Origin of the sequence: Rhodococcus sp. LB1, assembly GCF_001583455.1 — a bacterium.
Lineage (GTDB): Bacteria > Actinomycetota > Actinomycetes > Mycobacteriales > Mycobacteriaceae > Rhodococcus_F > Rhodococcus_F opacus.
Map to the genome: position 1 here is coordinate 129553 of NZ_LTCZ01000017.1, position 22447 is coordinate 151999.

27 protein-coding genes and 1 pseudogene are annotated in these 22447 nt (G+C 68.3%); 14 read left to right on the plus strand and 14 right to left on the minus strand.

Annotated elements, in window-relative coordinates; genetic code table 11:
• Positions 1-8 precede the first annotated feature (8 nt).
• Entirely contained in the window at positions 9-674 is a 666-nt protein-coding gene (locus AZG88_RS04035; protein WP_061041166.1) for a FadR/GntR family transcriptional regulator, read from the plus strand.
• On the opposite strand, the gene AZG88_RS04040 is transcribed toward AZG88_RS04035, so the two are convergent.
• From AZG88_RS04040 to AZG88_RS04050, 3 genes are all read right to left on the minus strand, one after another.
• On the minus strand, positions 671-1525 hold the full coding sequence (locus AZG88_RS04040; protein ID WP_005240135.1) for a TIGR02569 family protein: 855 nt from the start codon (positions 1523-1525) through the stop codon (positions 671-673). The two genes, AZG88_RS04035 and AZG88_RS04040, sit on opposite strands and share 4 nt — an antisense overlap.
• 81 nt (positions 1526-1606) lie before the next feature.
• Positions 1607-2791: an adenylyltransferase/sulfurtransferase MoeZ gene (gene moeZ / locus AZG88_RS04045; protein WP_005240132.1), complete on the minus strand. Its 1185-nt coding sequence runs from the start codon at positions 2789-2791 to the stop codon at positions 1607-1609.
• 134 nt (positions 2792-2925) lie between these two features.
• A complete protein-coding gene (locus AZG88_RS04050) occupies positions 2926-4065 on the minus strand; it encodes a DUF3152 domain-containing protein (protein ID WP_005240130.1) in 1140 nt (379 codons plus the stop codon).
• A gap of 224 nt (positions 4066-4289) precedes the next feature.
• Between AZG88_RS04050 and AZG88_RS04055 the strand changes: the two genes are divergently transcribed.
• Positions 4290-4961 (plus strand): TetR/AcrR family transcriptional regulator, encoded by a 672-nt coding sequence (locus AZG88_RS04055; RefSeq protein ID WP_005259707.1) that lies wholly within the window; start codon positions 4290-4292, stop codon positions 4959-4961.
• Between the two features lie 35 nt (positions 4962-4996).
• Here AZG88_RS04055 and AZG88_RS04060 read toward each other — a convergent pair whose 3' ends face one another.
• Entirely contained in the window at positions 4997-5227 is a 231-nt protein-coding gene (locus AZG88_RS04060; RefSeq protein WP_025432303.1) for a DUF3107 domain-containing protein, read from the minus strand.
• A 112-nt stretch (positions 5228-5339) separates the two neighbouring features.
• Positions 5340-6020, minus strand: coding sequence for a ferritin-like fold-containing protein (locus AZG88_RS04065; RefSeq protein WP_005240122.1), 681 nt, complete (start codon positions 6018-6020; stop codon positions 5340-5342).
• Between the two features lie 322 nt (positions 6021-6342).
• Here AZG88_RS04065 and AZG88_RS04070 point away from each other — a divergent pair, with 322 nt between their 5' ends.
• Positions 6343-7986 carry a DEAD/DEAH box helicase gene (locus AZG88_RS04070; RefSeq protein WP_025432302.1) on the plus strand — a complete coding sequence of 548 codons (1644 nt, stop codon included), beginning with the start codon at positions 6343-6345 and terminating at the stop codon, positions 7984-7986.
• Between the two features lie 9 nt (positions 7987-7995).
• Positions 7996-9210 carry an Rv3212 family protein gene (locus tag AZG88_RS04075; protein ID WP_061041167.1) on the plus strand — a complete coding sequence of 405 codons (1215 nt, stop codon included), beginning with the start codon at positions 7996-7998 and terminating at the stop codon, positions 9208-9210.
• 9 nt (positions 9211-9219) lie between these two features.
• Here the strand turns inward: AZG88_RS04075 and AZG88_RS04080 are convergent, their stop codons facing one another.
• Both AZG88_RS04080 and AZG88_RS04085 read right to left on the minus strand, forming a co-directional pair.
• Complete coding sequence (locus AZG88_RS04080; RefSeq protein ID WP_061041168.1) at positions 9220-9633, minus strand: VOC family protein; 414 nt, start codon at positions 9631-9633, stop codon at positions 9220-9222.
• A gap of 54 nt (positions 9634-9687) precedes the next feature.
• A complete protein-coding gene (locus tag AZG88_RS04085; protein WP_005240114.1) occupies positions 9688-10674 on the minus strand; it encodes a GlxA family transcriptional regulator in 987 nt (328 codons plus the stop codon).
• Between the two features lie 100 nt (positions 10675-10774).
• Between AZG88_RS04085 and AZG88_RS04090 the strand changes: the two genes are divergently transcribed.
• Both AZG88_RS04090 and AZG88_RS04095 read left to right on the plus strand, forming a co-directional pair.
• Entirely contained in the window at positions 10775-11605 is an 831-nt protein-coding gene (locus AZG88_RS04090) for an NAD(P)H-dependent oxidoreductase (protein ID WP_061041169.1), read from the plus strand.
• A gap of 8 nt (positions 11606-11613) precedes the next feature.
• Positions 11614-12444, plus strand: coding sequence for an SDR family oxidoreductase (locus tag AZG88_RS04095; protein ID WP_005240110.1), 831 nt, complete (start codon positions 11614-11616; stop codon positions 12442-12444).
• Here AZG88_RS04095 and AZG88_RS04100 read toward each other — a convergent pair.
• Positions 12416-13213, minus strand: coding sequence for a ParA family protein (locus AZG88_RS04100; RefSeq protein WP_025432299.1), 798 nt, complete (start codon positions 13211-13213; stop codon positions 12416-12418). The two genes, AZG88_RS04095 and AZG88_RS04100, sit on opposite strands and share 29 nt — an antisense overlap.
• Before the next feature lie 69 nt (positions 13214-13282).
• On the opposite strand from AZG88_RS04100, the gene AZG88_RS04105 reads away from it, so the two are divergent.
• The gene (locus AZG88_RS04105; protein ID WP_005240106.1) at positions 13283-13897 is read left to right on the plus strand and encodes an acid phosphatase; all 615 of its coding nucleotides are present in this window, start codon (positions 13283-13285) and stop codon (positions 13895-13897) included.
• On the plus strand, positions 13894-14373 hold the full coding sequence (locus tag AZG88_RS04110) for a GNAT family N-acetyltransferase (protein WP_005240103.1): 480 nt from the start codon (positions 13894-13896) through the stop codon (positions 14371-14373). Before AZG88_RS04105 ends, AZG88_RS04110 begins: the two co-directional genes overlap by 4 nt.
• Here the strand turns inward: AZG88_RS04110 and AZG88_RS04115 are convergent.
• Positions 14370-14807, minus strand: a complete 438-nt coding sequence (locus AZG88_RS04115; protein ID WP_061041170.1) for a hypothetical protein — start codon at positions 14805-14807, stop codon at positions 14370-14372. The two genes, AZG88_RS04110 and AZG88_RS04115, sit on opposite strands and share 4 nt — an antisense overlap.
• A gap of 76 nt (positions 14808-14883) precedes the next feature.
• Between AZG88_RS04115 and AZG88_RS04120 the strand changes: the two genes are divergently transcribed.
• Together AZG88_RS04120 and AZG88_RS04125 are read left to right on the plus strand one after the other, a co-directional pair.
• On the plus strand, positions 14884-15840 hold the full coding sequence (locus AZG88_RS04120; protein WP_025432298.1) for a diacylglycerol/lipid kinase family protein: 957 nt from the start codon (positions 14884-14886) through the stop codon (positions 15838-15840).
• Positions 15841-16079: 239 nt separating this feature from the next.
• On the plus strand, positions 16080-16334 hold the full coding sequence (locus AZG88_RS04125) for a WhiB family transcriptional regulator (RefSeq protein ID WP_005240099.1): 255 nt from the start codon (positions 16080-16082) through the stop codon (positions 16332-16334).
• A 60-nt stretch (positions 16335-16394) separates the two neighbouring features.
• On the opposite strand, the gene AZG88_RS04130 is transcribed toward AZG88_RS04125, so the two are convergent.
• Together AZG88_RS04130 and AZG88_RS04135 are read right to left on the minus strand one after the other, a co-directional pair.
• Entirely contained in the window at positions 16395-17897 is a 1503-nt protein-coding gene (locus tag AZG88_RS04130; protein ID WP_005240097.1) for a sensor histidine kinase, read from the minus strand.
• Positions 17898-17914: 17 nt separating this feature from the next.
• Complete coding sequence (locus AZG88_RS04135) at positions 17915-18130, minus strand: biotin/lipoyl-binding carrier protein (RefSeq protein WP_005240095.1); 216 nt, start codon at positions 18128-18130, stop codon at positions 17915-17917.
• Between the two features lie 94 nt (positions 18131-18224).
• Here AZG88_RS04135 and AZG88_RS55445 point away from each other — a divergent pair, with 94 nt between their 5' ends.
• Complete coding sequence (locus tag AZG88_RS55445) at positions 18225-18299, plus strand: 50S ribosomal protein bL37 (RefSeq protein ID WP_022597109.1); 75 nt, start codon at positions 18225-18227, stop codon at positions 18297-18299.
• A gap of 70 nt (positions 18300-18369) precedes the next feature.
• On the opposite strand, the gene rsrA is transcribed toward AZG88_RS55445, so the two are convergent.
• Positions 18370-18651, minus strand: a complete 282-nt coding sequence (gene rsrA, locus AZG88_RS04140) for a mycothiol system anti-sigma-R factor (protein WP_005240092.1) — start codon at positions 18649-18651, stop codon at positions 18370-18372.
• The gene (locus AZG88_RS04145; RefSeq protein ID WP_043943904.1) at positions 18648-19385 is read right to left on the minus strand and encodes a sigma-70 family RNA polymerase sigma factor; all 738 of its coding nucleotides are present in this window, start codon (positions 19383-19385) and stop codon (positions 18648-18650) included. Before AZG88_RS04145 ends, rsrA begins: the two co-directional genes overlap by 4 nt.
• Positions 19386-19483: 98 nt before the next feature.
• Between AZG88_RS04145 and ybaK the strand changes: the two genes are divergently transcribed.
• Complete coding sequence (gene ybaK / locus AZG88_RS04150) at positions 19484-19978, plus strand: Cys-tRNA(Pro) deacylase (RefSeq protein WP_025432296.1); 495 nt, start codon at positions 19484-19486, stop codon at positions 19976-19978.
• Here the strand turns inward: ybaK and AZG88_RS04155 are convergent.
• Positions 19965-20723, minus strand: a complete 759-nt coding sequence (locus AZG88_RS04155; RefSeq protein WP_061041189.1) for an SOS response-associated peptidase — start codon at positions 20721-20723, stop codon at positions 19965-19967. The genes ybaK and AZG88_RS04155 overlap by 14 nt on opposite strands.
• Positions 20724-20801: 78 nt before the next feature.
• Between AZG88_RS04155 and aroA the strand changes: the two genes are divergently transcribed.
• Together aroA and AZG88_RS04165 are read left to right on the plus strand one after the other, a co-directional pair.
• Complete coding sequence (aroA, locus tag AZG88_RS04160; RefSeq protein ID WP_061041171.1) at positions 20802-22118, plus strand: 3-phosphoshikimate 1-carboxyvinyltransferase; 1317 nt, start codon at positions 20802-20804, stop codon at positions 22116-22118.
• Positions 22064-22447 (plus strand): annotated as a pseudogene (locus tag AZG88_RS04165) (ribosome small subunit-dependent GTPase A); the annotation flags it as partial. The gene aroA and the pseudogene AZG88_RS04165, both read left to right, overlap by 55 nt.

Below are 22447 nucleotides of genomic sequence, written 5' to 3' on the forward strand. Positions count from 1 at the left end.
ATGACAGGATGACCTTTGGAAAACCCGTGCGCCGCTCGAGTCTGATCTCACAGGTCACCGAGCAGCTGCGCGTCGAGATCTGCAGCGGTCGGTGGGCGGTCGGCGAGAAGATCCCCACCGAGACCGCGCTGTCCGAACTCACCGGAACCGGACGCAACACCGTCCGCGAGGCAGTCCAGGCCCTCGTCCACACCGGGCTGCTCGAACGGCGGCAGGGATCCGGCACGTACGTCGTCGCCATCTCCGATGTCGGGGGCACACTCGGCAAGTACTTCGCCGGCGCGCACGAGCGCGACGTCACGGAACTGCGGCAGGCGCTCGACGTCACCGCCGCCGCCCTCGCCGCCCGGCGCCGCACCCCGGACGACATCGCACGCCTGCAGAACCTCCTCGACGAACGCTCCCGATGCTGGGCCGAATCCGACACGGAGGCCGCCGTCGCGGCGGACATCAGCCTGCACCGCGCGATCGTCGAAGCGAGTCACAACGCCGTGTATCTGGAGTTCTACGACTCGCTACTGCCCTCGATCGCCCAGACCGTCGACCGGCACGTGCACGCGACCGGTGCGGGGTTCCACGACGAGCACGGGCGTCTGATCCAGGCGGTGGTCGACGGGGACGAGTCCGCCGCGACCACGGCGGCCCGCGATCTGTTCGCGGAGCTGCTCACCTAGAGCAGGAGCCGTACCACGTCGGCCGTGCGGGCGAGTCCGGGAAACGCCTCCGCGGTCGAGCGGGGGTGCAGCACGTGGACGGCGAGCCTGAACAGCACCGCACGCAGAAGCATCTGCGGCCATTCGGGCAGATCTTCCCAACGGCCGATGAGGGCCTCGTCGGCTCCACCCCAGGAAATGGCATCCACCACGGCCACCGCCGCCGCCCACGACGCGGGACGCCAGTACGGAGTGATGTCGGTGATCCCGGGTGCGAGGGCACCGGCGAACAGGACGGTACCGAACAGGTCCCCGTGCACCAGCTGGTCCGGGCTGGTGACGGGCTTGCGCAGCGTCGCGAGCCCGGTGATCAGTTCCAGGCTCTTGCGACCGTCGGGGGACGGCGTCTCGAGCTGTTCGGCACCCTTCGCGCTGCGCAGCGGGATCTTCTCCCAGGCGGCCCGATCCGCCGCCACGAACACGTCGACCTCCGCCCACGGCGCGACCGGGGGCTGCACGAGGAACCGGGGACGGTCGAGCTGCGAGGTCGCGGCGTGGAGCCGCCCCGACATCGACACGACCTCGTCGTGACGCGGCTCGGGTGTGCCCTCGATGAACGTGTCGGCGCGCCACCCGGACACCACATACCTGCCGTCGGTGGACCGCACGGGACGCGCGAGCCGCACCCCCTCCACCTCGAGCGTCTCGCGGACCTTGGCGGACCACGCGGCGCGCGCGTGGTCGGCGACGGCTGACAGGACTACGTCTCCACAGAGCCACCCGCCGTCCCAGTCCGCACCGAGGGGGATGGGCTCGACTTCCCGGAGGCCGAACGTGGAGCACACGTGTTGAGGGGGTTGGCCTGTGCTCACGAACTCAACGCTACCGCCGGGTGGGCCGGGGACAGCGCAAGGCGCGCTGGCCCGGAGTCGGCAATCCCGCCACGACGGAGGTCAGTAGACAGGCAGGCTGGTGTCGACTTGTTTCGCCCACGCGATCACGCCGCCCTGCAGATGTGTGGCGTCGGAGAAGCCGGCCTTCTTCAGCGCGGCCAGCGCCTCCGCCGACCGGACCCCGGTCTTGCAGTGCAGCACGATCGGCTTGTTCTGCGGAAGCTCCGACAGCGCCTCGCCCGACAGGATGCGGTCCTTCGGGATCAGCACCGCACCGGGCAGGTGCACGATGTCCCACTCGACCGGCTCGCGCACGTCGATCAGTTCGATGTCCTTGCCGGAGTCGAGGAGATCGCGCAGTTCCGTGGCCGTGATGGTCGAACCGGCCGCCGCCGCCTGCCCCTCGTCGGACACCACGCCGCAGAACGCGTCGTAGTCGATCAGTTCGGTGACCGGGGTCCGCGCCGGATCCCGGCGTAGCGTGATGGTGCGGTAGGTCATGTCGAGTGCGTCGTAGACCATCAGTCGCCCGAGCAGCGACTCCCCGATGCCGGTGATCAGCTTGACCGCCTCGGTGGCCATGATCGAACCGATCGACGCGCAGAGCACACCCAGCACCCCGCCCTCGGCGCACGACGGGACCATGCCCGGCGGGGGCGCCTCCGGGTACAGGTCCCGATAGTTGAGTCCGCGACCGTTCGGCGCGTCCTCCCAGAACACGGACGCCTGGCCCTCGAATCGGTAGATCGAGCCCCACACGTACGGCTTGTGCGCGAGGACGGCAGCATCGTTGACGAGGTACCGGGTGGCGAAGTTGTCGGTGCCGTCGAGGATCAGGTCGTACTGCTCGAACAATTCGACGGCGTTGTCGGGCTCGAGCCGGAACTCGTGTAACCGGACGTCGACGTTGTCGTTGATCTCACGGATCGAGTCGCGCGCACTCTCGGCCTTGGGACGGCCCACGTCGGACCGGCCGTGGATCACCTGCCGCTGCAGGTTCGACATGTCGACCTCGTCGAACTCGACGATGCCGAGCGTCCCGACACCGGCCGCCGCAAGGTAGAGCAAGGCGGGTGAGCCGAGGCCTCCCGCGCCAATGACGAGGACCTTCGCGTTCTTCAAACGCTTCTGCCCCGCCATGCCGACGTCCGGGATGATCAGGTGCCTGCTGTACCGCGCCACCTCGTCGCGGGAAAGTTCGGCGTCCGGTTCCACCAGCGGCGGCAATGCCTCGGTGGTCTTCACAGAACGGTCAAGCGACACGGTCCACTCCTGACGATTGCGCGACAGCTTCCGATGTGTCGGACAGCATTGAGTTCAACGTTCCGACGGGGTCCATTCTTCCCCTCCCACCGGCAGTCGCGCGTGGCGGGCCCGGCTCACGCCCTCGGGAACGGCCACGGATTGAAATGGCAGGTCAGACCGTTCATCGGGACGATTCCCTCGGGGTCGAGCTGCGCGATGTCGTTGTTGGCCGTTCCGAACGTCTGCTGCATCATCACCGGCGCGAGGCCACCTTCGGTCTCGCACGGCTGGTGGTCCTGGTAGCCGATGGCGTGCCCGACCTCGTGGTTGATCTGGTACTGCCGGTACGACCCGATGTCGCCCTGGAACGCGATGGCGCCCCGCACCCAGCGCGGCTCGTTGAGGACGACGCGATCGATGCCGGGGTTGTAGCAGGACACCTCCAGCTGGATGTCGTAGCCGCACGCCTCGCGGATGGTCATCTGCGACGTCAGCGACACCCGGAAGTCGGGGTCGCCCTGGTCGACGCGGCGGAACGCGAACCGCGGGTCCTTCGTCCAGCTCTTCGGATTCGACAGCGTCTGGTCGACCATCCGGCCGAACGACTCGTCGCCGCCGAATCCGGACGTGTCGACCCCGTCCTCGATCTCGACGCTGTACGTGAATTCGCGTTCGGTGCCCTGCCCGACCTTGGTCCCGCTCCCGGGAACCACGTGCCAGGTGCCTGCGCCGACCGCCGTGAACGGACCTCCCTCGGGCAGCGCGCCCGAGGGAAGTTCGGCGGCGAAGTTGCCGTCGGCCTCCGGTGGGATCCCGATGACGCTCGAACCGTCGGTGTCCCGGGACAGGGTGCCGAATCCGGGGGTGTCGGTCTCGGCCGTCGTCTCGCTGCCACCGCCGGTGTCCCGGACCGCGTCGACCACGACGAGAACGGTGACCACCAGCAGGATCGGGATCGCGTAGGCCCGCCAACCGTAGGTGGAGACGAACCGGCCGATGCGGCTCTGCTTCCTCGCCTGCCGCTCGGGGCGCGGGTTCCGGGGCCTGCCGACGTCGCGGCTGGTCGGGTCCCATTGCGCGCGGAGCGGTTGATGCGACTGCGCCGTCGGTGCCGACTGCGAAGCGCGGGGACCGACGTCACGCCGGTCGATGCTGCGCGATCGTCGCTCCCCGTCCTCGGAGCTCTGGGGAGCCCGGCCGCGAACACGCGGTCCTCCTCGGTCAGTCACGCAGCCCAGAATCTCACAGTCCGGCACCGCCTCGTCCCAGTGCACCGTCCGCAGGTCATTCGGCGTGTCACGCGGATACGTTCCGCAACGTCGCGGCTACCCGGATCACCAGGTGCCCCCGACCCCGACAGGGCCCCAGTTACCAGTCAGGCAATATGCTTGACCGGGCGAGTCCAGCGAGTCCACCATGAACGGTTCACTACGCGCGGGTATCGTTCACACAGTTACACAGAATGTGACGCGGAATACTTGTGCAGATTGGAAGCGCTATGACTGAACTCGCGGATCGGACGAACTCCGATCGCGATGCCACCCCCGGAAAGGGCACCGGGGCCCGTCGCAGCACGCGACTCCCCCGTGACGCCCGGCGACTGCAGCTACTCGCCGCAGCGAGCGAGGTCTTCGTCACACGCGGATACCACGCTGCCGGTATGGACGAGATCGCCGAGTGCGCCGGTGTGAGCAAGCCCGTCCTCTACCAGCACTTCCCCGGCAAGCTCGAGCTGTACGTGGCGGTGCTGCAGAGCTATGTCGACAGCCTGATCTCCGGCGTCCGGCAGGCGCTGCGCTCGACCACGGACAACAAGCAGCGTGTCCGCGCCGCGGTGCAGGCGTTCTTCGACTTCGTCGACAACGACTCGCAGGGATTCCGGCTCGTGTTCGAGTCGGACCTCATGGGTGAACCGCAGGTGCAGAGCCGCGTCGAGCAGGCCACCGAGGCGTGCGTCGACGCCGTATTCGACCTCGTCAGCCACGACTCCGGTCTCGACCCCTACCGCGCCCGCATCCTCGCTGTCGGCCTCGTCGGCGCCAGCCAGTTCACCGCACGGTACTGGCTCGAGGCGGCGCGCCCGATCCCGAAGGAAGAAGCGGTCGACACGACGGTCACGCTCGCGTGGGGCGGTCTGTCCCGCGTACCGCTGCATCCCGAACAGCGCTAGCACCGTGCACGAACTGCGGGCCCTTTCTCGTGTGTTCACTTGGCCGGAGCGAATCCGACCTTGCGGATATCGGACGGGCCGATCTCCACGTAGGCGATCTTGCTGGACTGCACGAGGTACTTGCGTCCCTTGTCGTCCTGCAGAGACAGGATCCCGTCGCCACCGGTGAGGGCGTCCGAGACCAATGTCTCGACCTCGTCCGGGGTCTGCTCGCTGCTGACGATGAGCTCACGCGGGCTGTCGATTACACCGATCTTGACCTCCACGGTCAACCTCCGAACTCTCCGAGAAACATCAGCTGTCCTGGCAAGGCTAATGCAGCGGCCGCCGCCGGTGCGCGTCTGTGGGCTGTGCCCTGAGCGAACATGCCGTCACACCTCACACAAGGCCCAGCACGGCCATGCGTTCGGCGTGCATCTCCTGCATGCGGTCGAAGAGTGCGACGACGCCGTTGAGGTCGCCGGACGCGGAGATGACGAGTTCGGTCAGCGCTTCCCGCTGCGCCAGGACGAACTGCGCCTGGGTGATGGCCTCGCCGAGCAGTCGCCTACCCCACAGCATGAGGCGGTCCTTGTCGCGGTTGCTGGCCTTGATCGCCTGCTGCACCTCGTGGACGACGAATTCCGAGTGGCCGGTCTGCGAGAGCACCTCCTCGACCGTCCGCGAGACCTCGGCGGGCAGCGAGTGCCCGATCTCACGGTAGAAGTCGGCGGCGATCCCGTCACCGACGTACGCCTTCACCAGGGCCTCGAGCCACGTCGACGGGGTGGTGGACGCGTGGTAGTTGTCCAGGGCGCGGACGAACGGATCCATCGCCTCGAAGATGTCGAACCCACGCGCGGTCAGCGCCTTCTCGAGCATCTCGAAGTGGCCCATCTCGGCGGCGGCCATGCTCGCGAGCGCCACTTTGCCCTGCAGGGTCCGCGCCATCTGCGCGTCCTCGGACAGCCGGTAGAACGCGGAGATCTCGCCGTACGCGAGGACCGCGAAGAGTTCACTGACGCCGGGGTGATCAGCGGGAATGGTGGAATCAGAGGATGCAGGCGTGTTGGGCTCCATGGCGCCACAGCCTAGTGTGTCGGCCAGTGATGTTTGCCATGCGTAACCGGTTCTGGGGCGTTCTCCGGCTACAATGATCATGGGCAACCGCTCGTCACCACGTTCGCCTCCACGGAGAACGCGGTTTGAGTGATGATCGATCACGATCCGATCAGCGGTTCCCACCGATAATGTGCGCGCACCTGATCGACGGTCCCAGCCGCGCCTCGCCGAAATCTTCGATTTCTGCGCTGAGGCAGAGGCAGGATCGACTCGGAAGAGGACATCGACGAGCGTCGACTGGGAAATCGGGCCGACCAGCGGCCTGGCCCTTACCTCGTGCGTGCGTGCAGCTACGAGGAAGGCCAGTCCCCTGAGCAAGATCACCGTCGACCATGAAGACGACGCAACCGAGACCACGCTGTCGGCGCAACTCGACTCCACGCACGTCGCCCCCACCTTCGCCGAGCTCGGAGTTCGCGACGAGATCGTCCGCGCTCTCGACGAGATCGGCATCGAGCGCACGTTCGCGATCCAGGAGCTGACGCTCCCCCTCGCCCTCGCCGGCGACGACCTGATCGGTCAGGCCCGCACGGGCATGGGCAAGACGTTCGGTTTCGGCGTCCCGCTGCTCCACCGCATCTCCAGCGGCACCACCGGGACGGCCGCACTCGACGGCACTCCCCGCGCGCTGGTCATCGTCCCCACCCGCGAGCTGTGCATCCAGGTCACCAAGGACCTCGAGGGCGCCGCTAAGTACCTGAAGGGCGAGAAGAACAAGCTCGAGGTCCTCGCCATCTACGGTGGCCGCCCCTACGAGACGCAGATCGCGACGCTCCAGAAGGGCGCCGACGTCGTCGTGGGCACCCCGGGCCGTCTGCTCGACCTCGCCAACCAGGGTCACCTGATCCTGGGCAAGGTCGAGGTCCTCGTTCTCGACGAGGCCGACGAGATGCTGGACCTGGGCTTCCTGCCCGACATCGAGCGCATCCTCGGGATGGTGCCGGACAAGCGTCAGACGATGCTGTTCTCGGCCACCATGCCGGGTCCGATCATCACGCTCGCCCGTACATTCCTCACCCAGCCGACGCACATCCGCGCCGAGCAGGCCGACGACTCGGCGGTGCACGACCGGACCAGCCAGCACATCTACCGGGCCCACGCGCTCGACAAGGCGGAGATGGTGGCCCGCGTGCTGCAGGCCGACGGCCGCGGCGCGACGATGATCTTCACCCGCACCAAGCGCACCGCCCAGAAGGTCGCCGACGATCTCGCCGAGCGCGGTTTCTCCGTCGGCTCGGTCCACGGCGACCTCAATCAGGTCGCTCGCGAGAAGGCGCTGAAGGCGTTCCGCACGGGCAAGATCGACGTGCTGGTCGCGACGGACGTCGCGGCCCGCGGTATCGACATCGACGACGTCACCCACGTCATCAACTACCAGTGCCCGGAAGACGAGAAGACGTACGTCCACCGGATCGGCCGCACCGGCCGGGCGGGGCGCACCGGCATCGCCGTGACGCTGGTGGACTGGGACGACATCCCCCGCTGGCAGCTCATCGACAAGGCTCTCGGCCTCGGCATCCCCGATCCGGCGGAGACGTACTCCAGCTCCCCGCACCTGTTCGAGGAGCTGTCGATCCCGGCCGGCGCGACCGGCACGATCAAGCGCCCCCGGGTGGAGAAGGCCGAGAAGGTCGCACCCGAGCAGAGCGAGAAGACGGGCGCGGAGCAGAGCGAGAGCGCCGATACCGAGCGGGGCGAGAAGGCCGAGCGCACCGAGCGTCCGGCACGCACCCGCACCCGCCGCCGCACCCGTGGTGGCCGCCCCGCGGACTCCGTGGGCCCCAAGTCCGTGTCGCCGGAGCCGACGGCACCCGAATCCGCCGCTCCGAGCGGGGACACCGACGGCGAGGGTGCCTCCAAGCCCCGCCGCCGTCGCCGCCGCCGGACCACGAAGGTCGGCGCCGCCGCGACGAACGCGGAGTAACCAACCACCGTGCTCGCACCTGAGCGGCGCTCGCGCGCCGATCTCGTCGTCGCTGCCGGAATCGCCATTGCGGTCGTGGTCGCCCTCACCGTGGTGTGGTTCCGCAGCGATGCCCGGGGCACCACCTCGGTCACCGCCGCCGAACCGCCGCCTGCGCTAACCACGGCCCTGACGGTTCCGGAGACGCTGAGCCCGATCTGGGATTCCGCCAGTTCCGCCACCACCGCGCCCCTCGTGGTCGGTGGTGCGGTCGTCACCGCCGACGGTGGGGACGTCGTGGGACGGGACCGGATGTCGGGTACGGAGCTGTGGCGGTACGAGCGTGATCTCGACCTGTGCGATGTGACGGCGTCGTGGGAGAAGGTCGTGGCCGTCTACCGCGACGACCGCGGTTGCTCCCAGGTCACCGAACTCGACGGGGGTACCGGCGAGCGCCTGGCGCAGCGGAGCAGCGACGCCGATTCCGAGGTGACGCTGAAGGCCGACGGAACGTATGTGGCGTCCCTCGGCGACCGCCGGCTGGAACTGTGGCGCTCCGACCTCGTCCGCACCGTCGAGTACGGACGGGTCGACGCGCCCGTGAATCCCAAGAAGCAGCCACGCAGCGGCTGCACGCTGATCGACGTCGGTTCGAGCAGCAGCAGGCTGTCCGTTCTCGAACGCTGCCCCGGCGAGGTGGCCGATCGTCTGACGGTCATGAACCCGTCGCCGAAGGACAATCAGGAGCCCGAGGAGTACGGATCGAGCGTCCTGGCGGGAGTGGATGCCGGCGTCGAGGGTGCGCGCATCCTCGGGGTGTCGGGCGAGACCACGGCCGTCTACCTCCCCGCGGGCACGTCGTACGGACCGCGGATCGGCCTGTTCGACGGCACCGGCAACGCCGTGTCCGAATACGCGCTCTCCCAACAGGTCGGACCTGATCCCGTCACGTCGACGAGCAGTTCGGTGGTCACCTGGTGGACCGGTGCGGACGTGGTATCGCTCGGCGCATCCGATCTCGCACCGCGCTGGATCTTCCCCGGCGCTCTCGGCCCGGGCGCTGTGATGGCCGGAAACCTGCTGGTCCCGGTGGAATCCGGCATCGCCGTGCTCGACCTGTCGACCGGCGCGTTGCTTCGCACGATCCCGGTGACGCGTGACGCCGCGGCGGGGCCGATCATCACGACGGTGGCCGGCGACGTCGTGCTCGAGCAGCGCGGCGATGAGGTCGTGGCGCTGCGCTGAGGTCGCCCCTCACGCGGGTTCGGCGAACACCACCAGATAGCCGTCGAGGTCGCGGATCCAGATCTCGCGATGTCCCGCATTGGGATTGAGGTGCACATCCGTGACCACGTCGGCACCTGCCTCCCGCACCCTCGCGACGGTGCCGTCGAAGTCGGGGGTCTCGAACCAGATCGCCACCCCGTTTCCCCGCGGGAGCGCAGGGTCGCCGAGGGTGCCGTGGTGGTGGCCCTCGTCGAGCCGGTGCAGTTGCAGGATCATGTGCCCGTCGACGAGGAGTTGCTCGTAGTCCCGTCCGCCGTGGCCGCTGCGCGCGTCCAGGACCTTCCGGTACCACTCGCCTGCGCGTTCGACGTCGCCGACGGCGAGGAGCGGCTGCGCCCGCATCGTCAGGGTGTTGCTTCGAGGCGTATCCGAGACTGTCATGCCCCCGACGTTAGCGCCGTGCACTCCCCCGCACTTGGACGAATGAGCATGCCGTCAACGGAAAGTGGCGCGGTACGCGGACGGTGAGACGCCGACCGTGCGCGAGAGGTGCTGTCGCAGCGACGTCGCGGTGCCGAATCCCGCGGCCGCGGCAACGTCGTCCACCGGCAGGTCGGTGTTCTCCAGCAGCTCGCGAGCACGGATGATCCGCTGTTCGAGAATCCACTGCGTCGGCGACATCCCCGTCTCGGCCCGGAATCGCCGGGTGAACGTGCGCACGCTCATCGACTCCCACTCTGCCAGCTCCCGCAGCGACAGCGGTTGATCGAGATGCGACAGCGCCCGGGCTCGCGCTCGCGCCGTGGACGCACCGTCGGCCTCCGGAACGGGCTCGGTGATGAACTGCGCCTGACCGCCGCTGCGATGAGGCGGCACGACCGTTCCCCGTGCTACCTCGTTGGCCACCGACGCACCGTGGTCGATGCGAATCATGTACAGGCACAGATCGATTCCGGATGCGACGCCGGCGGCGGTGAGCACGCTGCCGTCGTGTGTGTAGAGCACGCCGGGGTCCAGGTGCACGTCCGGGTACAGCCGCCGGAACGCGTCCGCCGACTTCCAGTGCGTGGTCGCACGCCGGTCCCCGAGAAGGCCTGCCGCGGCGAGGACGAACGAGCCCGTGCAGATCGACGCCACCCGCGTGCCCGGGCGAATGTGTGCGAGAGCGTCCGCGAGGTGACGAGGCAGGCGCCCGTCCTCCGGCGGGTCGTAGTCCTGATCGGACGCCGGGATCACGACGGTGTCGGCCGTGCCGAGCAATGCCGGGCCGTGCTCGACCGTGATCGTCACGTCGGTGTCGGTCCGGACGGCGCCGGGTGTGGGGGTGCACGTGAGGACCTCGTACAGCGGTTCGCCCTCCCGCGATCGCGCCTCACCGAACAGTCGGTGGACAATTCCGAATTCGATCGGGAGCAGACCGTCGCGCACGAACACGACCACGCGATGACGGCGCACAGTCCGTCCGCCTCTCGAATCGGACATGGCCCGATTATTTCACATATCGTCCTGCCAGCCACTGTCGCGACCACCGCCGCGCGTCCATGATCGGAGGGGTCAGGACGACCGAACGGAAAGGTGGACCATGAAGATCCTGTGGGTATCGGCACATCCCGAGCCGAAGTCCCTGAACGCGGCTCTCCGCAGCGACGCCCTCGCGGCGCTGCGCGGCGCCGGCCACAACATCCGGACCTCCGACCTGTACGAGATGCGATGGAACCCGGTGGTGACGGCGGACGATTTCGGACACGACCCCCACCACCGCCTCCTCGTCGGAGCGCGGTCGGGTCAGGCCCTGGCCGACGACACTCTGGCCCCCGACATCCGCGCCGAGCAGCGCAAGCTCGCGTGGGCCGACGCGGTGATCGTGCAGTTCCCGCTGTGGTGGTACGGCATGCCCGCGATCCTCAAGGGCTGGTTCGACCGGGTTTTCGTCGAGGGTTACGGCTACGGGCTGCGCCGCGAGGACGGCTCCACCCGGCGGTACGGCGACGGAACCCTGGCCGGCAAGCGGGCGATGACGGTCGTCAGTTTCGGCGGCAGCGCCGACAGTGCGGGCCCCCGCGGCATCAACGGACAGATGGACGAACTCCTGTTCCCGATCCACCACGGAATCTTCTGGTACACGGGGATGTCGGTGGTGCCCCCGGTCCTGATCGACAGCGCGGACCGGTTGCCCGCCGAGCACTACCCAGGCGTCGCGGCGCGGCTGATCGATCGCCTGTCCGGCCTGTTCACCGATGCGCCGTTGCCTTTCCGCTCACAGAACGGCGGCGACTACGACGCTCGGTTCGTGCTGCACGAGGACCGGGCGCCCGGCGTCACGGGCCTGCGCGCCCACTATGCCGACGCAGAGTCCGGCACGGGGGAATCGGAGGCCGAAGTCCGCACCACCGCGATCTGTAACGTGTTCTAATTCACGGCATGGCGACCTACGTGATCACCGGCGCCGCCTCGGGAATCGGGGCGGCGAGCCGCCGCACACTCGAGTCCGGCGGTCATACCGTCATCGGGGTCGACCTCGCGCAGACCGACGTCACCGCCGACCTGTCGACCCCCGGCGGACGCGCCGCAGCGGCCGACGCCGTGTCCGAGGCGAGCAGCGGCGTCGTGGACGGTCTCGTCTGCTGCGCCGGGCTCGGGTCGCTGTCGCACGTCCCGGGCGGCAAACTCGTCGCCGTCAACTACTTCGGGGCCGTCGAACTCGTGACAGCACTGAAGCCCGCCCTCGAGCGCGCGGGCGGCGCCTCGGTGGTGGTGATCTCGTCGAGCAGCACCACCACGCAGCCGGGGATTCCCGAGAATCTGGTGACCGCGTGCCTCGACGGCGACGAGGCGGAGGCGGTGCGCATCGGCGACCAGGTGACCGCCATCCCGGCGTACCCGGCGTCCAAGCTCGCGCTGGCCTGGTGGATTCGGCGTGAAGCGGTACGAACCGAGTGGATAGGCAACGGCATACGACTCAACGCGATCGCGCCGGGCATGATCGACACGCCGATGACCAGCGGCGACGACCTCGACCCGGAAATGGCGAAGGCGCTGGACTTCTATCCGGTGCCGCTGGGCCGACGTGGACGCCCGGACGAGATCGCCACGCTCGTCGAGTTCCTGCTCGGACCGGGGTCGACACTGTTCTGCGGCAGCGTCGTCTTCGCCGACGGGGGCACGGACGCCCAGTTACGCCAACAGGATTGGCCCGCCGCGTGGAATCCGACGCCGGAAGAACTTACTCGGCACTTCCAGGCGAAAACGTAGCGAGTTCGGATCCCGCCCAGTGCTTGGCGAGGTTCTCGGCCAGGTCCCGGTACGCCTGGGCACCCTTGTTCTTGCGCCCCGCCAGCACGGTGGCACCCGACGCCGTCGCCTCCGCGAATCGCACCGTCCGCGGGATCGGCGGAGCGAGGACCGGCAGGTTGTAGCGGTCGGACACGTCGGAGAGCACGTCCCGGCTGTGCGTCGTGCGGGCGTCGTACAGCGTCGGCAGCGCTCCGAGCAGCACCAGGTCGGGGTTGGTGATCTGCTGTACCTCGGTGACCGTCCGCAGCAACTGCCCCACACCGCGGTGGGCGAGCGTCTCGCACTGCAGCGGCACCAGCACCGACTGCGCCGCTGTGAGCCCGTTGAGCGTGAGCACACCGAGAGACGGCGGGCAGTCGATGATGATCGTGTCGTAGTCGTCCAGCAGCGGCGCCAGAGCGCGTTTGAGGGCGAACTCGCGACCGGGACGCATGAGCAGCAACGCTTCCGCGCCGGCGAGGTCGATCGTCGCAGGCAGAAGGGCGACACCGTCCTCGGTGTCGATCACGGCCTCCTGCACCGCCAGATCACCTGTCAGCACCTCGTGGACGGAGGCGTCCAGGCGGTCCGGGTTGTGCCCGAGGGAGAACGTCAGACATCCCTGCGGGTCGAGATCCACCACCAGAACCTTCTGGCCCAGCCCGACGAGGGCTGCGCCGAGAGAAGCGACCGTGGTGGTCTTCGCGACCCCACCCTTCTGATTTGCCACTGCAAGAACCGTTGTCACGGCTCGATCCTTACCTACTTCGTCCCCGGAGGCGAGCCATACACGCAGATTGACTGACATGATGGATGGATGCCACCCAGTGATTCGCCGCGCGGCCGTCGGATCGTCCTCCTCCGACACGGCGAAACGGAATGGGCCCGTTGGGGTAAACACACCGGTCGGACCGACGTCCACCTCACCGAACTGGGTGAAGCCCAGGCGCGGCGGGTGGGTCCGGCGATGGACGCCCTCGAACTGCGCGACCCCCTCGTCATCGTCAGCCCGCGGCAACGCGCCCGGGAGACGGCGGAGCTGGCGGGATTGAAGATCCAGCGCACCTGGGACGCGCTCGCCGAATGGGATTACGGGATCTACGAGGGTATGACGACCCCCGAGATCAGGCAGCAGGTGCCGGACTGGACCGTGTGGACCCACCCGTGCCCTCGCGGCGAGCAGGCCGAGCAGGTGCACACCCGGTGCGACCTCGTACTGTCCGTCGCGCATTCGCAACTCGTCGACCGTGACGTGATCCTCGTCGGGCACGGTCACTTCTCGCGCGCGCTCATCGCCCGCTGGGCGGAACTTCCCATCAGCGAGGGACGACGGTTCGCGATGTCGCCGGGCGCGTACTCCGTCCTCGGCTTCGAGCACGGGGCGCAACAGGTGGTCAGCCACAACGTGACAAGCGAGGAAGGTGCCCGATGATCAGACGCGCAGTACCCGAGGACGTCTCCGCGATCACCGCGATGATCTACGAACTCGCCGAACACCAGCGGGCCCGTGACGAGTGCACCGTCACCGCCGACCAGATCGACGACGCCCTGTTCGGTCCGCAGCCGTCGACCTTCGCCCACGTCGCGGCGAACGACGACGACCGGGTCGTCGGGATCGCGGTGTGGTTCCGGAACTTCTCCACCTGGGACGGAACGCACGGCATCTACCTCGAGGACCTGTTCGTCAGCCCGTCGGAGCGCGGGTCCGGGCACGGCAAGGCCCTGCTCGCCACACTCGCGAAGGAGTGCGTCGACAACGGCTACACGCGACTGTCGTGGTCGGTGGTCAACTGGAACAAGCCGTCGATCGCGTTCTACGAGTCGCTGGACGCGCACCCGCAGGACGAATGGACCACGTACCGGCTCACCGGGGATCCGCTCGGCCGCCTCGCGTCCGAGGTGAGTTAGCGGTCCGACGGGTTGTCGGCGTCGGCCTCCTGGCCGTACTCGGCAGCCATCCACCTCGACGTGGGACTGCTGAACAGGCACCCGAGGGCCGCCACCACGACGACTCCGAGCAGCACACCGAAGAACGGCTGGTGCGAATCGGTGAGCAGCGACCACGCCACCGGGAGCAGGAGCAGTTGGGCGACGATCGCGATCGCCCGCCCCCAGCGCCGGCCGAAGATCAGGGCGAGCCCGGCGGCGAGCACGGCGCCACCGAGAATCGCGAACCAGGCCGCGGTGCCGTATCCACTGCTGACGCTCTGGTCGTGCCCGAGGAGTCCCCGGATCACCAGCACCACGGCGACCCCGACCGCCACCGCGCCCTCGAGCGACACCAGGGCGCCCGCCGCACGGACCGTGGTGGGCGTGGACTTGCTGAGAGACGGCTTCGGCACGTCGGCCAGCCTAGAACACCCCGTCGCCGGCGGCCTCGGACGGTGACACGTGCCGCCCCCGCTAGGCTTGGGCCCCGTGCGCGCGCTGCTGATCGTCAACCCCAATGCCACATCGACGACCCCGGCCGGGCGTGATCTCCTCGCCCACGCGCTGTCGAGCCGGGTGCGGTTGACGGTCGCGCACACGACACACCGCGGCCACGCCGCGGAACTGGCGCAGCAGGCCTGCGTGGACGGAATGGGCCTGATCATCGTCCACGGCGGCGACGGCACCGTGAACGAGGTGGTCAACGGACTGCTCGGCACCCCGGCACCGAAGTCGATGAGCGCGGTGACGGTGGGGCCGATTCCCCCGATCGCCGTCGTCCCCGGCGGGTCGGCGAACGTGTTCGCCCGCTCGCTCGGCATTGCGCCCGACCCGGTGGACGCCACCAACCAGCTCATCGATCTCCTCGCCCGCAGGCAGCGGCGCAGGATCGGTCTCGCGCACTGCGACAACCGATGGTTCACGTTCAACGCCGGTCTCGGCTGGGACGCCCAGGTGTGTGAGGCGGTCGACATGCACCGCAAGAACGGGCGGCCGGCCACACCTGCGCAGTATGTCCGCGCGGCGGTGCGCGTGTTCTTCCGATCGAAATACGCGGAGCCGACGCTCACCGTCGAGGTTCCCGATCACGATCCGGTCGAGGGCGTTCATTACGCATTCGTGTCGAACGCGAGTCCCTGGACGTATCTGAACAAGCGGGAAGTGCACACGAATCCCGACACCACCTACGACACCGGCCTCGGCGTCTTCGCGATGCGGTCCACCGCGATCCTCACCACGCTGCGGGTGGCCCGCCAGCTGCTGACTCCCGGAACCCGTCCGAAGGCGAAGAAGCTGGTCCGGGTCGACGACGTGCCGTCCGTGCGGATCTCCGCGTCGGAGCCCATCGGACTGCAGATGGACGGCGACTACATCGGACTACGCAAAGTCGTCGAGTTCGTGTCGGTGCCCGAGGCGCTGGATGTGGTCGCCCCGGCGCGACCCTGAGCAAATCTCGAGAATCCCCGTTTTCACCTAGCGGGAAGTGCCTGCACGGGGTACAAAGGACGGCGCGCCTCGAAGGGCAGCCTAAGTACGTGAGCTCCCCCACGGTGCGGCGGTTTTCTATTGACATCCCGCCAGTTCGTGAAAGCATTCACAAGCAACAGTGCGGAAACATTCTCTACGCACACATGAACTCATGAAGACGAAACGGTGCATTTCGCACCCAGTTAAGGAGCAGAAGGATGGACTGGCGCCACAAGGCAATCTGTCGCGACGAAGACCCCGAGTTGTTCTTCCCTGTGGGCAACAGCGGTCCGGCCCTCGCGCAGATTGCTGATGCCAAGGTTGTCTGCAACCGCTGCCCGGTGACCGCCGAATGCCTCTCGTGGGCACTCGAGTCGGGCCAGGACGCCGGTGTGTGGGGCGGCATGAGCGAAGACGAGCGACGCGCACTCAAGCGCCGCAACGCTCGGACGCGTGCCCGCACCACCGTCTGACACTTCAGAAGGAGACGGGCCCGGCACCACATGGTGCCGGGCCTTTTGCTTGCCCGCCGATCAGTACCGCGGCCCACGACGGCCCAGCGGTACGCGTAACACGGCATCCGTTCCACCGTCCGCCCCGGGATGCAGCCCGAGCGAACCGTTCAGTTCGGCGGCCACCAGGGTCCGGACGATCTGCAGACCGAGACGGTCGGACCGCTCGAGGCTGAAACCGGGTGGTAAACCCCTGCCGTCGTCATGGATCACGACGTCCAGCCACCGCGCGGAGCGTTCGGCCCGCATGGTGACCGTCCCCGGAGCGCCGGGTTCGAAGGCGTGCTCGATCGCGTTCTGCACGAGTTCGGTCAGCACCATCACCAGCGGAGTGGCCCGCTCCGCGGAGAACACCCCGAAGCTGCCCTCCCGGCGGACCTTGATCGGCGTGCTCACCGTCGCCACATCGGACAGGATCGGCACGAGGCGGTCGACGACCTCGTCGAGGTTCACTTCCTCGTCCACCGACATCGACAGTGTGTCGTGCACGAGGGCGATCGAGGTGACGCGGCGCACCGATTCGCTCAGCGCCTGCCGGGCTTCCTCGTTGTTGGTGCGGCGGGCCTGCAGTCGCAGGAGCGCCGCCACGGTCTGCAGATTGTTCTTCACCCGATGATGGATCTCGCGGATCGTCGCGTCCTTGCTGAGCAGGGCACGATCCCGCCTCTTCACCTCGGTGACGTCCCGGACCACGACAGCGGCGCCGACCCGCTTTCCGCCGGGTTTGAGGACCAGCGCCCGGAGCAGCACGGTCGCCCCCCTGGCCTCGATCTCCATGCGGCGGCCCGGCTTGTCGGCGATGGTGTCGCGGATGTACCCGGCGACCTCCTGCGACTCGAACGGGTCCGTCACGAGCGACCGCGTGGTGGCGGCGAGGTTCCGACCGATCAGGTCCGAGCTGAGACCCATCCGGTGATAGGCCGACAGCGCATTGGGACTCGCGTAGACCACGCTGCCGTCGGTGTCGAGGCGGATGAAGCCGTCGCCGGCACGGGGACTCGAGTTGGTGTCCGACCGGGCCTCCCGGATCGGGAAGGTGCCGTCGCTGATCATCTGGCACAGATCCTCGGCGCAGTCGAGATACGCGACCTCGAGCGGGCTCTGCGCCCGCTGGTGCGACAGGTTGGTGTCCCGGCTCAGGACCGCGATCACCTCGCCGTTCCACCGCACCGGGACGGCCTCCCCGCGCGGCGGCAGACCCTCGTGCCCGCCGCCGTCCTCGGGGCGCACGACGCGGCCCTCGAGCAGCGCCTGCAGCACCTGCGGGTGTTCCGACTCCGACACGACGGTCCCGACGACGTCCTCCGGGAACGCGGTCGACGCGGTGGTGGGCCTGCAGTGCGCGACGCAGATCACGGTGCCGGTGGGGTTGGTGGCCGCGGAATCCGTTCCGACCCAGAGCAGAACGTCCGCGAAGGAGAGGTCGGCGAGCAACTGCCATTCACCGACGACTCGCTGGAGATGATCGACGGCCTCGCCGGGCAGGTCGGTGTGTTCGGCGAGCAGGTCACTCAGTGTGGACATCGTCGGTGGGTGTCAGCTCAGGAGATGACAGCGATCAGGTCGCCCTGCTGGATCACGTCGCCGACCTTGACGTCCACGGACGTGACCGTGCCGGGCTCCTCGGCGATGACGGGGATCTCCATCTTCATCGACTCGAGGATGACGAGGGTGTCGCCCTCCTTCACCTCGTCACCCGCGCTCACCACAACCTGATACACCGTCGAAACCATTTCGGCGCGCACGTCTTCTGCCATTGTGATCCTTCACTCCCGGGTGTCGAGAAAGCCCTGTTGCAAGGACACCCAACCACACGTGGAAGACTGTGGTGAAAAGAAGGGAGATCTACTCATGGGTAAGCGTGGTCGTAAGAAGCGCAGTCGCAAGGGCAACGCCGCAAACCACGGCAAGCGTCCCAACGCCTGACGCGCCGTAGAACGCACCAGGGGCCGGAAAGCAGCGATGCTTTCCGGCCCCTGATTGCTGTTCTGACGAGTTACGCGTCGGGTTCGGTGTTCGTGATCAGGATGGTCCGCCGCAACTCGATGGAGAGCCTCTGACGCAGACTTTCCGGCGCGTGCTCCCCACCGCACTTGCGGTTCACGAGGCTCTTCACCTTCTCCTCGATCCCGTACGCCTCGAGGCACGACCCGCACTCGTCGAGGTGCCTCTGCAGCCGCGCCCTCGACGCCTCGTCGCATTCACGGTCCAGCATCAGCCAGACGTCCGCGATGACGGCGGAGCAGTCGAGCTGCTCGAATTCGTCCTGCTCGCTCACCGAGAAACCTCCTGCTCCGCGCTCACTACACTGTCGCCGGGCACCTCGTCGGTGCCCCCACGGTTGAATCCACGTTCACGTGCGACATCGGCGAGCAGACCCCGGAGCTGCTTGCGCCCGCGGTGCAGTCGCGACATCACGGTCCCGATCGGGGTGCCCATGATCTCGGCGATCTCCTTGTAGGGGAATCCCTCGACGTCGGCGTAGTAGACGGCCATCCGGAACTCCTCCGGCAGGGCCTGCAGGGCTTCCTTGATGTCGTCGTCGGGGAGCGCGTCCAGGGCCTCGACCTCGGCGGACCGCAGACCGGTCGACGAGTGTTCCGCCGTCGCCGCCAGCTGCCAGTCGGTGATCTCGTCGGTGGGGTACTGCGCGGGCTGGCGCTGCTTCTTGCGGTACGAGTTGATGTACGTGTTCGTGAGAATCCGGTACAGCCATGCCTTGAGGTTGGTGCCCTCGCGGAACGAACGGAACGCCGTGTAGGCCTTCACGTACGTTTCCTGCACGAGGTCCTCGGCGTCCGCCGGGTTCCTGGTCATCCTCAGAGCAGCGCCGTACAGCTGATCCAGAAGTGGGAGCGCATCCCTTTCGAAACGCGCGATCAACTCGTCCTGTGGCTCGGCCTGGTCTGCCGTCGGACGGTCATGTTCCTGCACGCTGATCCCTTCGGTCGCCGTGGGCGTCAACGTTACCGCCAACTGCAGACGCGACGTGGGCTCCATCACCGAGGACATCACGATACGGACCACTCCCTTCGATGCACTGTTCTTCTGCAGGTACCAACACGCCTCCCGTCCGCTGTGTTCCCGACCGCGTGGCAGAGTGTCTGTCCATGGCCGGAACTGCCACTCCCGCGACGAAGCTGCTCGTCAAACACCGCATCGACCACAACGTGCACAGCTACGCGCACGATGCGCGGGCGGAATCGTACGGTTCGGAGGCCGTCGACGCCCTGGGCGAGACGGTCGGCGTCACCGCCCACCAGGTGTTCAAGACGCTGGTGATCAAACTCGACACCGGCAAGCTGGCGGTGGCGGTCGTGCCGGTGCCGGAGAAACTGTCACTGAAGGCGGCGGCCGCGGCGCTCGGCGCGGGCAAGGCCGTGATGGCCGAACGCACCGAGGCGGAGCGGTCCACCGGGTACGTCTTCGGCGGCATCTCACCGCTCGGCCAGCGCAAGGCACTCCCGACGGTCGTCGACGCGTCGGCGCTCGACTGGGACCGGGTGCTGTGCAGCGCCGGCAGGCGCGGACTCGAGATCGAACTCGCGCCCGCCGACCTGGTGCGGCTCAGCGGAGCCGTCACCGCGGCGGTCACAGCAGGCTGATCTGCTCTCCCACCTGTGCCTCGTCACGACCGGCCGCGTCGGGGTCGAGGAGTTCCGGTCCGTTGTTCTTCACACTGTTCACCAGCGTGGACACCCGCCGGACGGTGATGTCGGCGATGGCGTCGGGTGACACCTCGAGCAGATCCGTCGACGCGGGATGCTCGGGATCGAGCCACGCGGTCCAGCGGTCGCGGGGCATCACCAGCGGCATCCGGTCGTGCACGTTCTCGAGCTGGGCGGCGGAGTCGACCGTGATGATGCTGCAGCTCAGGACGGGGAGCGACTCCGCGACCGCGGGATCGTGCCAGACCGACCACAGCCCGGCCATGTACAGGCGGGAGCCGTCCTCCGGCGACATGTAGTAGGGGATCTTCTTCGCCTTGCCCGGTTTCTTCCCGGCGGCCGCCGCATCGACCTCGGTCTGCCACTCGTACCAGCCGTCCATCGGAACGAGGCAGCGCTTGTATGTGAACGCGTTCCGGAAGGCCGGTTTGGTGTCGACCGAATCCGCTCGCGCGTTGAACAGCACCGGCCCCTTGCCGAGCTCCTTCGTCCACGACGGCACGAGCCCCCACCGCATCCGCCGGATCCGCCGGGCGTCGTGGCGGTCGACGACCGTCAGGACCTCCGTGGTGGGCGCCACGTTGTAGTCGGGCGGACTCTCCTCCTCGCCCGCCTCGTTGATCGCATCGAGGTCGGCCGCGAGTGTCGCCGGATTCGCAGTGGTCGCATACCTGCCGCACATGCCCACCAGAGTGGCACGAACCACCGACACCCGCGACACGCCGCCCACCCCGCCCGGCGACCCGCCCGATAGGCGAAGATGGAGACCGTGAGCCTGAGCCTGTGGAACGCCCCCCGTGCCGAAGCGCCCGTCGTCGCGACGGTCGCCCTGCCCGGATCGAAGTCGATCACCAACCGCGCGCTGATCCTCGCCGCACTCGCGGACGGTCCGTCCACCCTCACCGGGGCATTGCGCAGCCGGGACACCGACCTCATGATCGGCGCGCTCCGCACGCTCGGCATCAGCATCGAGACGGTCGGCGCCGACACGACGCTGCGGGTCACCCCCGGACAACTCCAGGGCGGTGCGGTCGACTGCGGACTGGCGGGCACCGTCATGCGGTTCCTTCCGCCGCTCGCGGCGCTCGCGAGCGGAACGGTTCACTTCGACGGGGACGAGCAGGCGCGCACCCGGCCTCTCGACACGATCCTGGATGCGCTGCGCGGTCTCGGCGCGGACATCGACGGCGACTCCCTTCCGTTCACGGTCCACGGTGCGGGCTCGCTGCGCGGTGGACGGGTCACCATCGACGCGTCCGGCTCGTCACAGTTCGTCTCCGGGCTGCTGCTGTCGGCGGCCGCGTTCGACGAGGGTGTCACGGTGCATCACGACGGCAAGACGGTCCCGTCCATGCCGCACATCGACATGACGGTCGAGATGCTGCGCGAGTCGGGTGTCGAGGTCACGACCCCGGCGACGGGCGGGGAGGCCGACACGTGGCGGGTGAGCCCCGGTGTCGTCCGGGCCGTCGACCGGGTGATCGAGCCCGATCTGTCGAATGCCACCGCCTTCCTGGCCGCCGCCGCCGTCACCGGCGGTGAGGTGACCGTTCCCCTGTGGCCGAGCAGGACGACGCAACCCGGCGACGCGATCCGGGAAATCCTCCTGGCGATGGGCGCGGACGTCCGGCTGGACGGCGCGAACCTCACCGTCCGCGGTCCGCAGCAGCTGACCGGCATCGACATCGACCTGCACGACGTGGGCGAACTCACCCCGACGGTCGCGGCGCTCGCCGCACTCGCCGACGGTCCGTCGCACCTGCGGGGCATCGCGCACCTGCGCGGTCACGAGACCGACCGGCTGGCCGCGCTCGCACACGAGATCAACTCGCTGGGCGGGAACGTCACCGAGACCGAGGACGGCCTCACGATCGTCCCGGCAGACCTGCACGGTGGGACATGGCACTCCTACGCCGACCACCGGATGGCGACCGCGGGCGCGATCGTCGGGCTGCGGGTCGACGGCATCGAGATCGAGGACGTCGGCACCACGGCCAAGACCCTGCCCGGTTTCGAGAACCTGTGGGCCACAATGCTGTCCGCAGCCGCGGGCACCGAGCGGAAGGCGAGCTTCTGAGTCGCAGGCAGTACGACGAGTCCGACGTCCGGGTACGCCCGGGCCGAGGAACGCGCCCGCGCACGAAGACCCGGCCGGAGCACCTCGCCGCGGAGTCGGCGATGGTCGTCTCGGTCGACCGCGGCCGGTGGGGTTGCGTGCTGGGCGGCGACCCCGAGCGTCCCCTCGTCACCATGCGCGCCCGGGAACTGGGCCGCACCCCCATCGTGGTCGGCGACGAGGTGAGTGTCGTCGGCGATCTGTCCGGCAAGCCCGACACCCTGGCGCGGATCGTGCGGGTGGCCGAACGCTCCACGGTGCTGCGACGCACCGCCGACGACACCGATCCG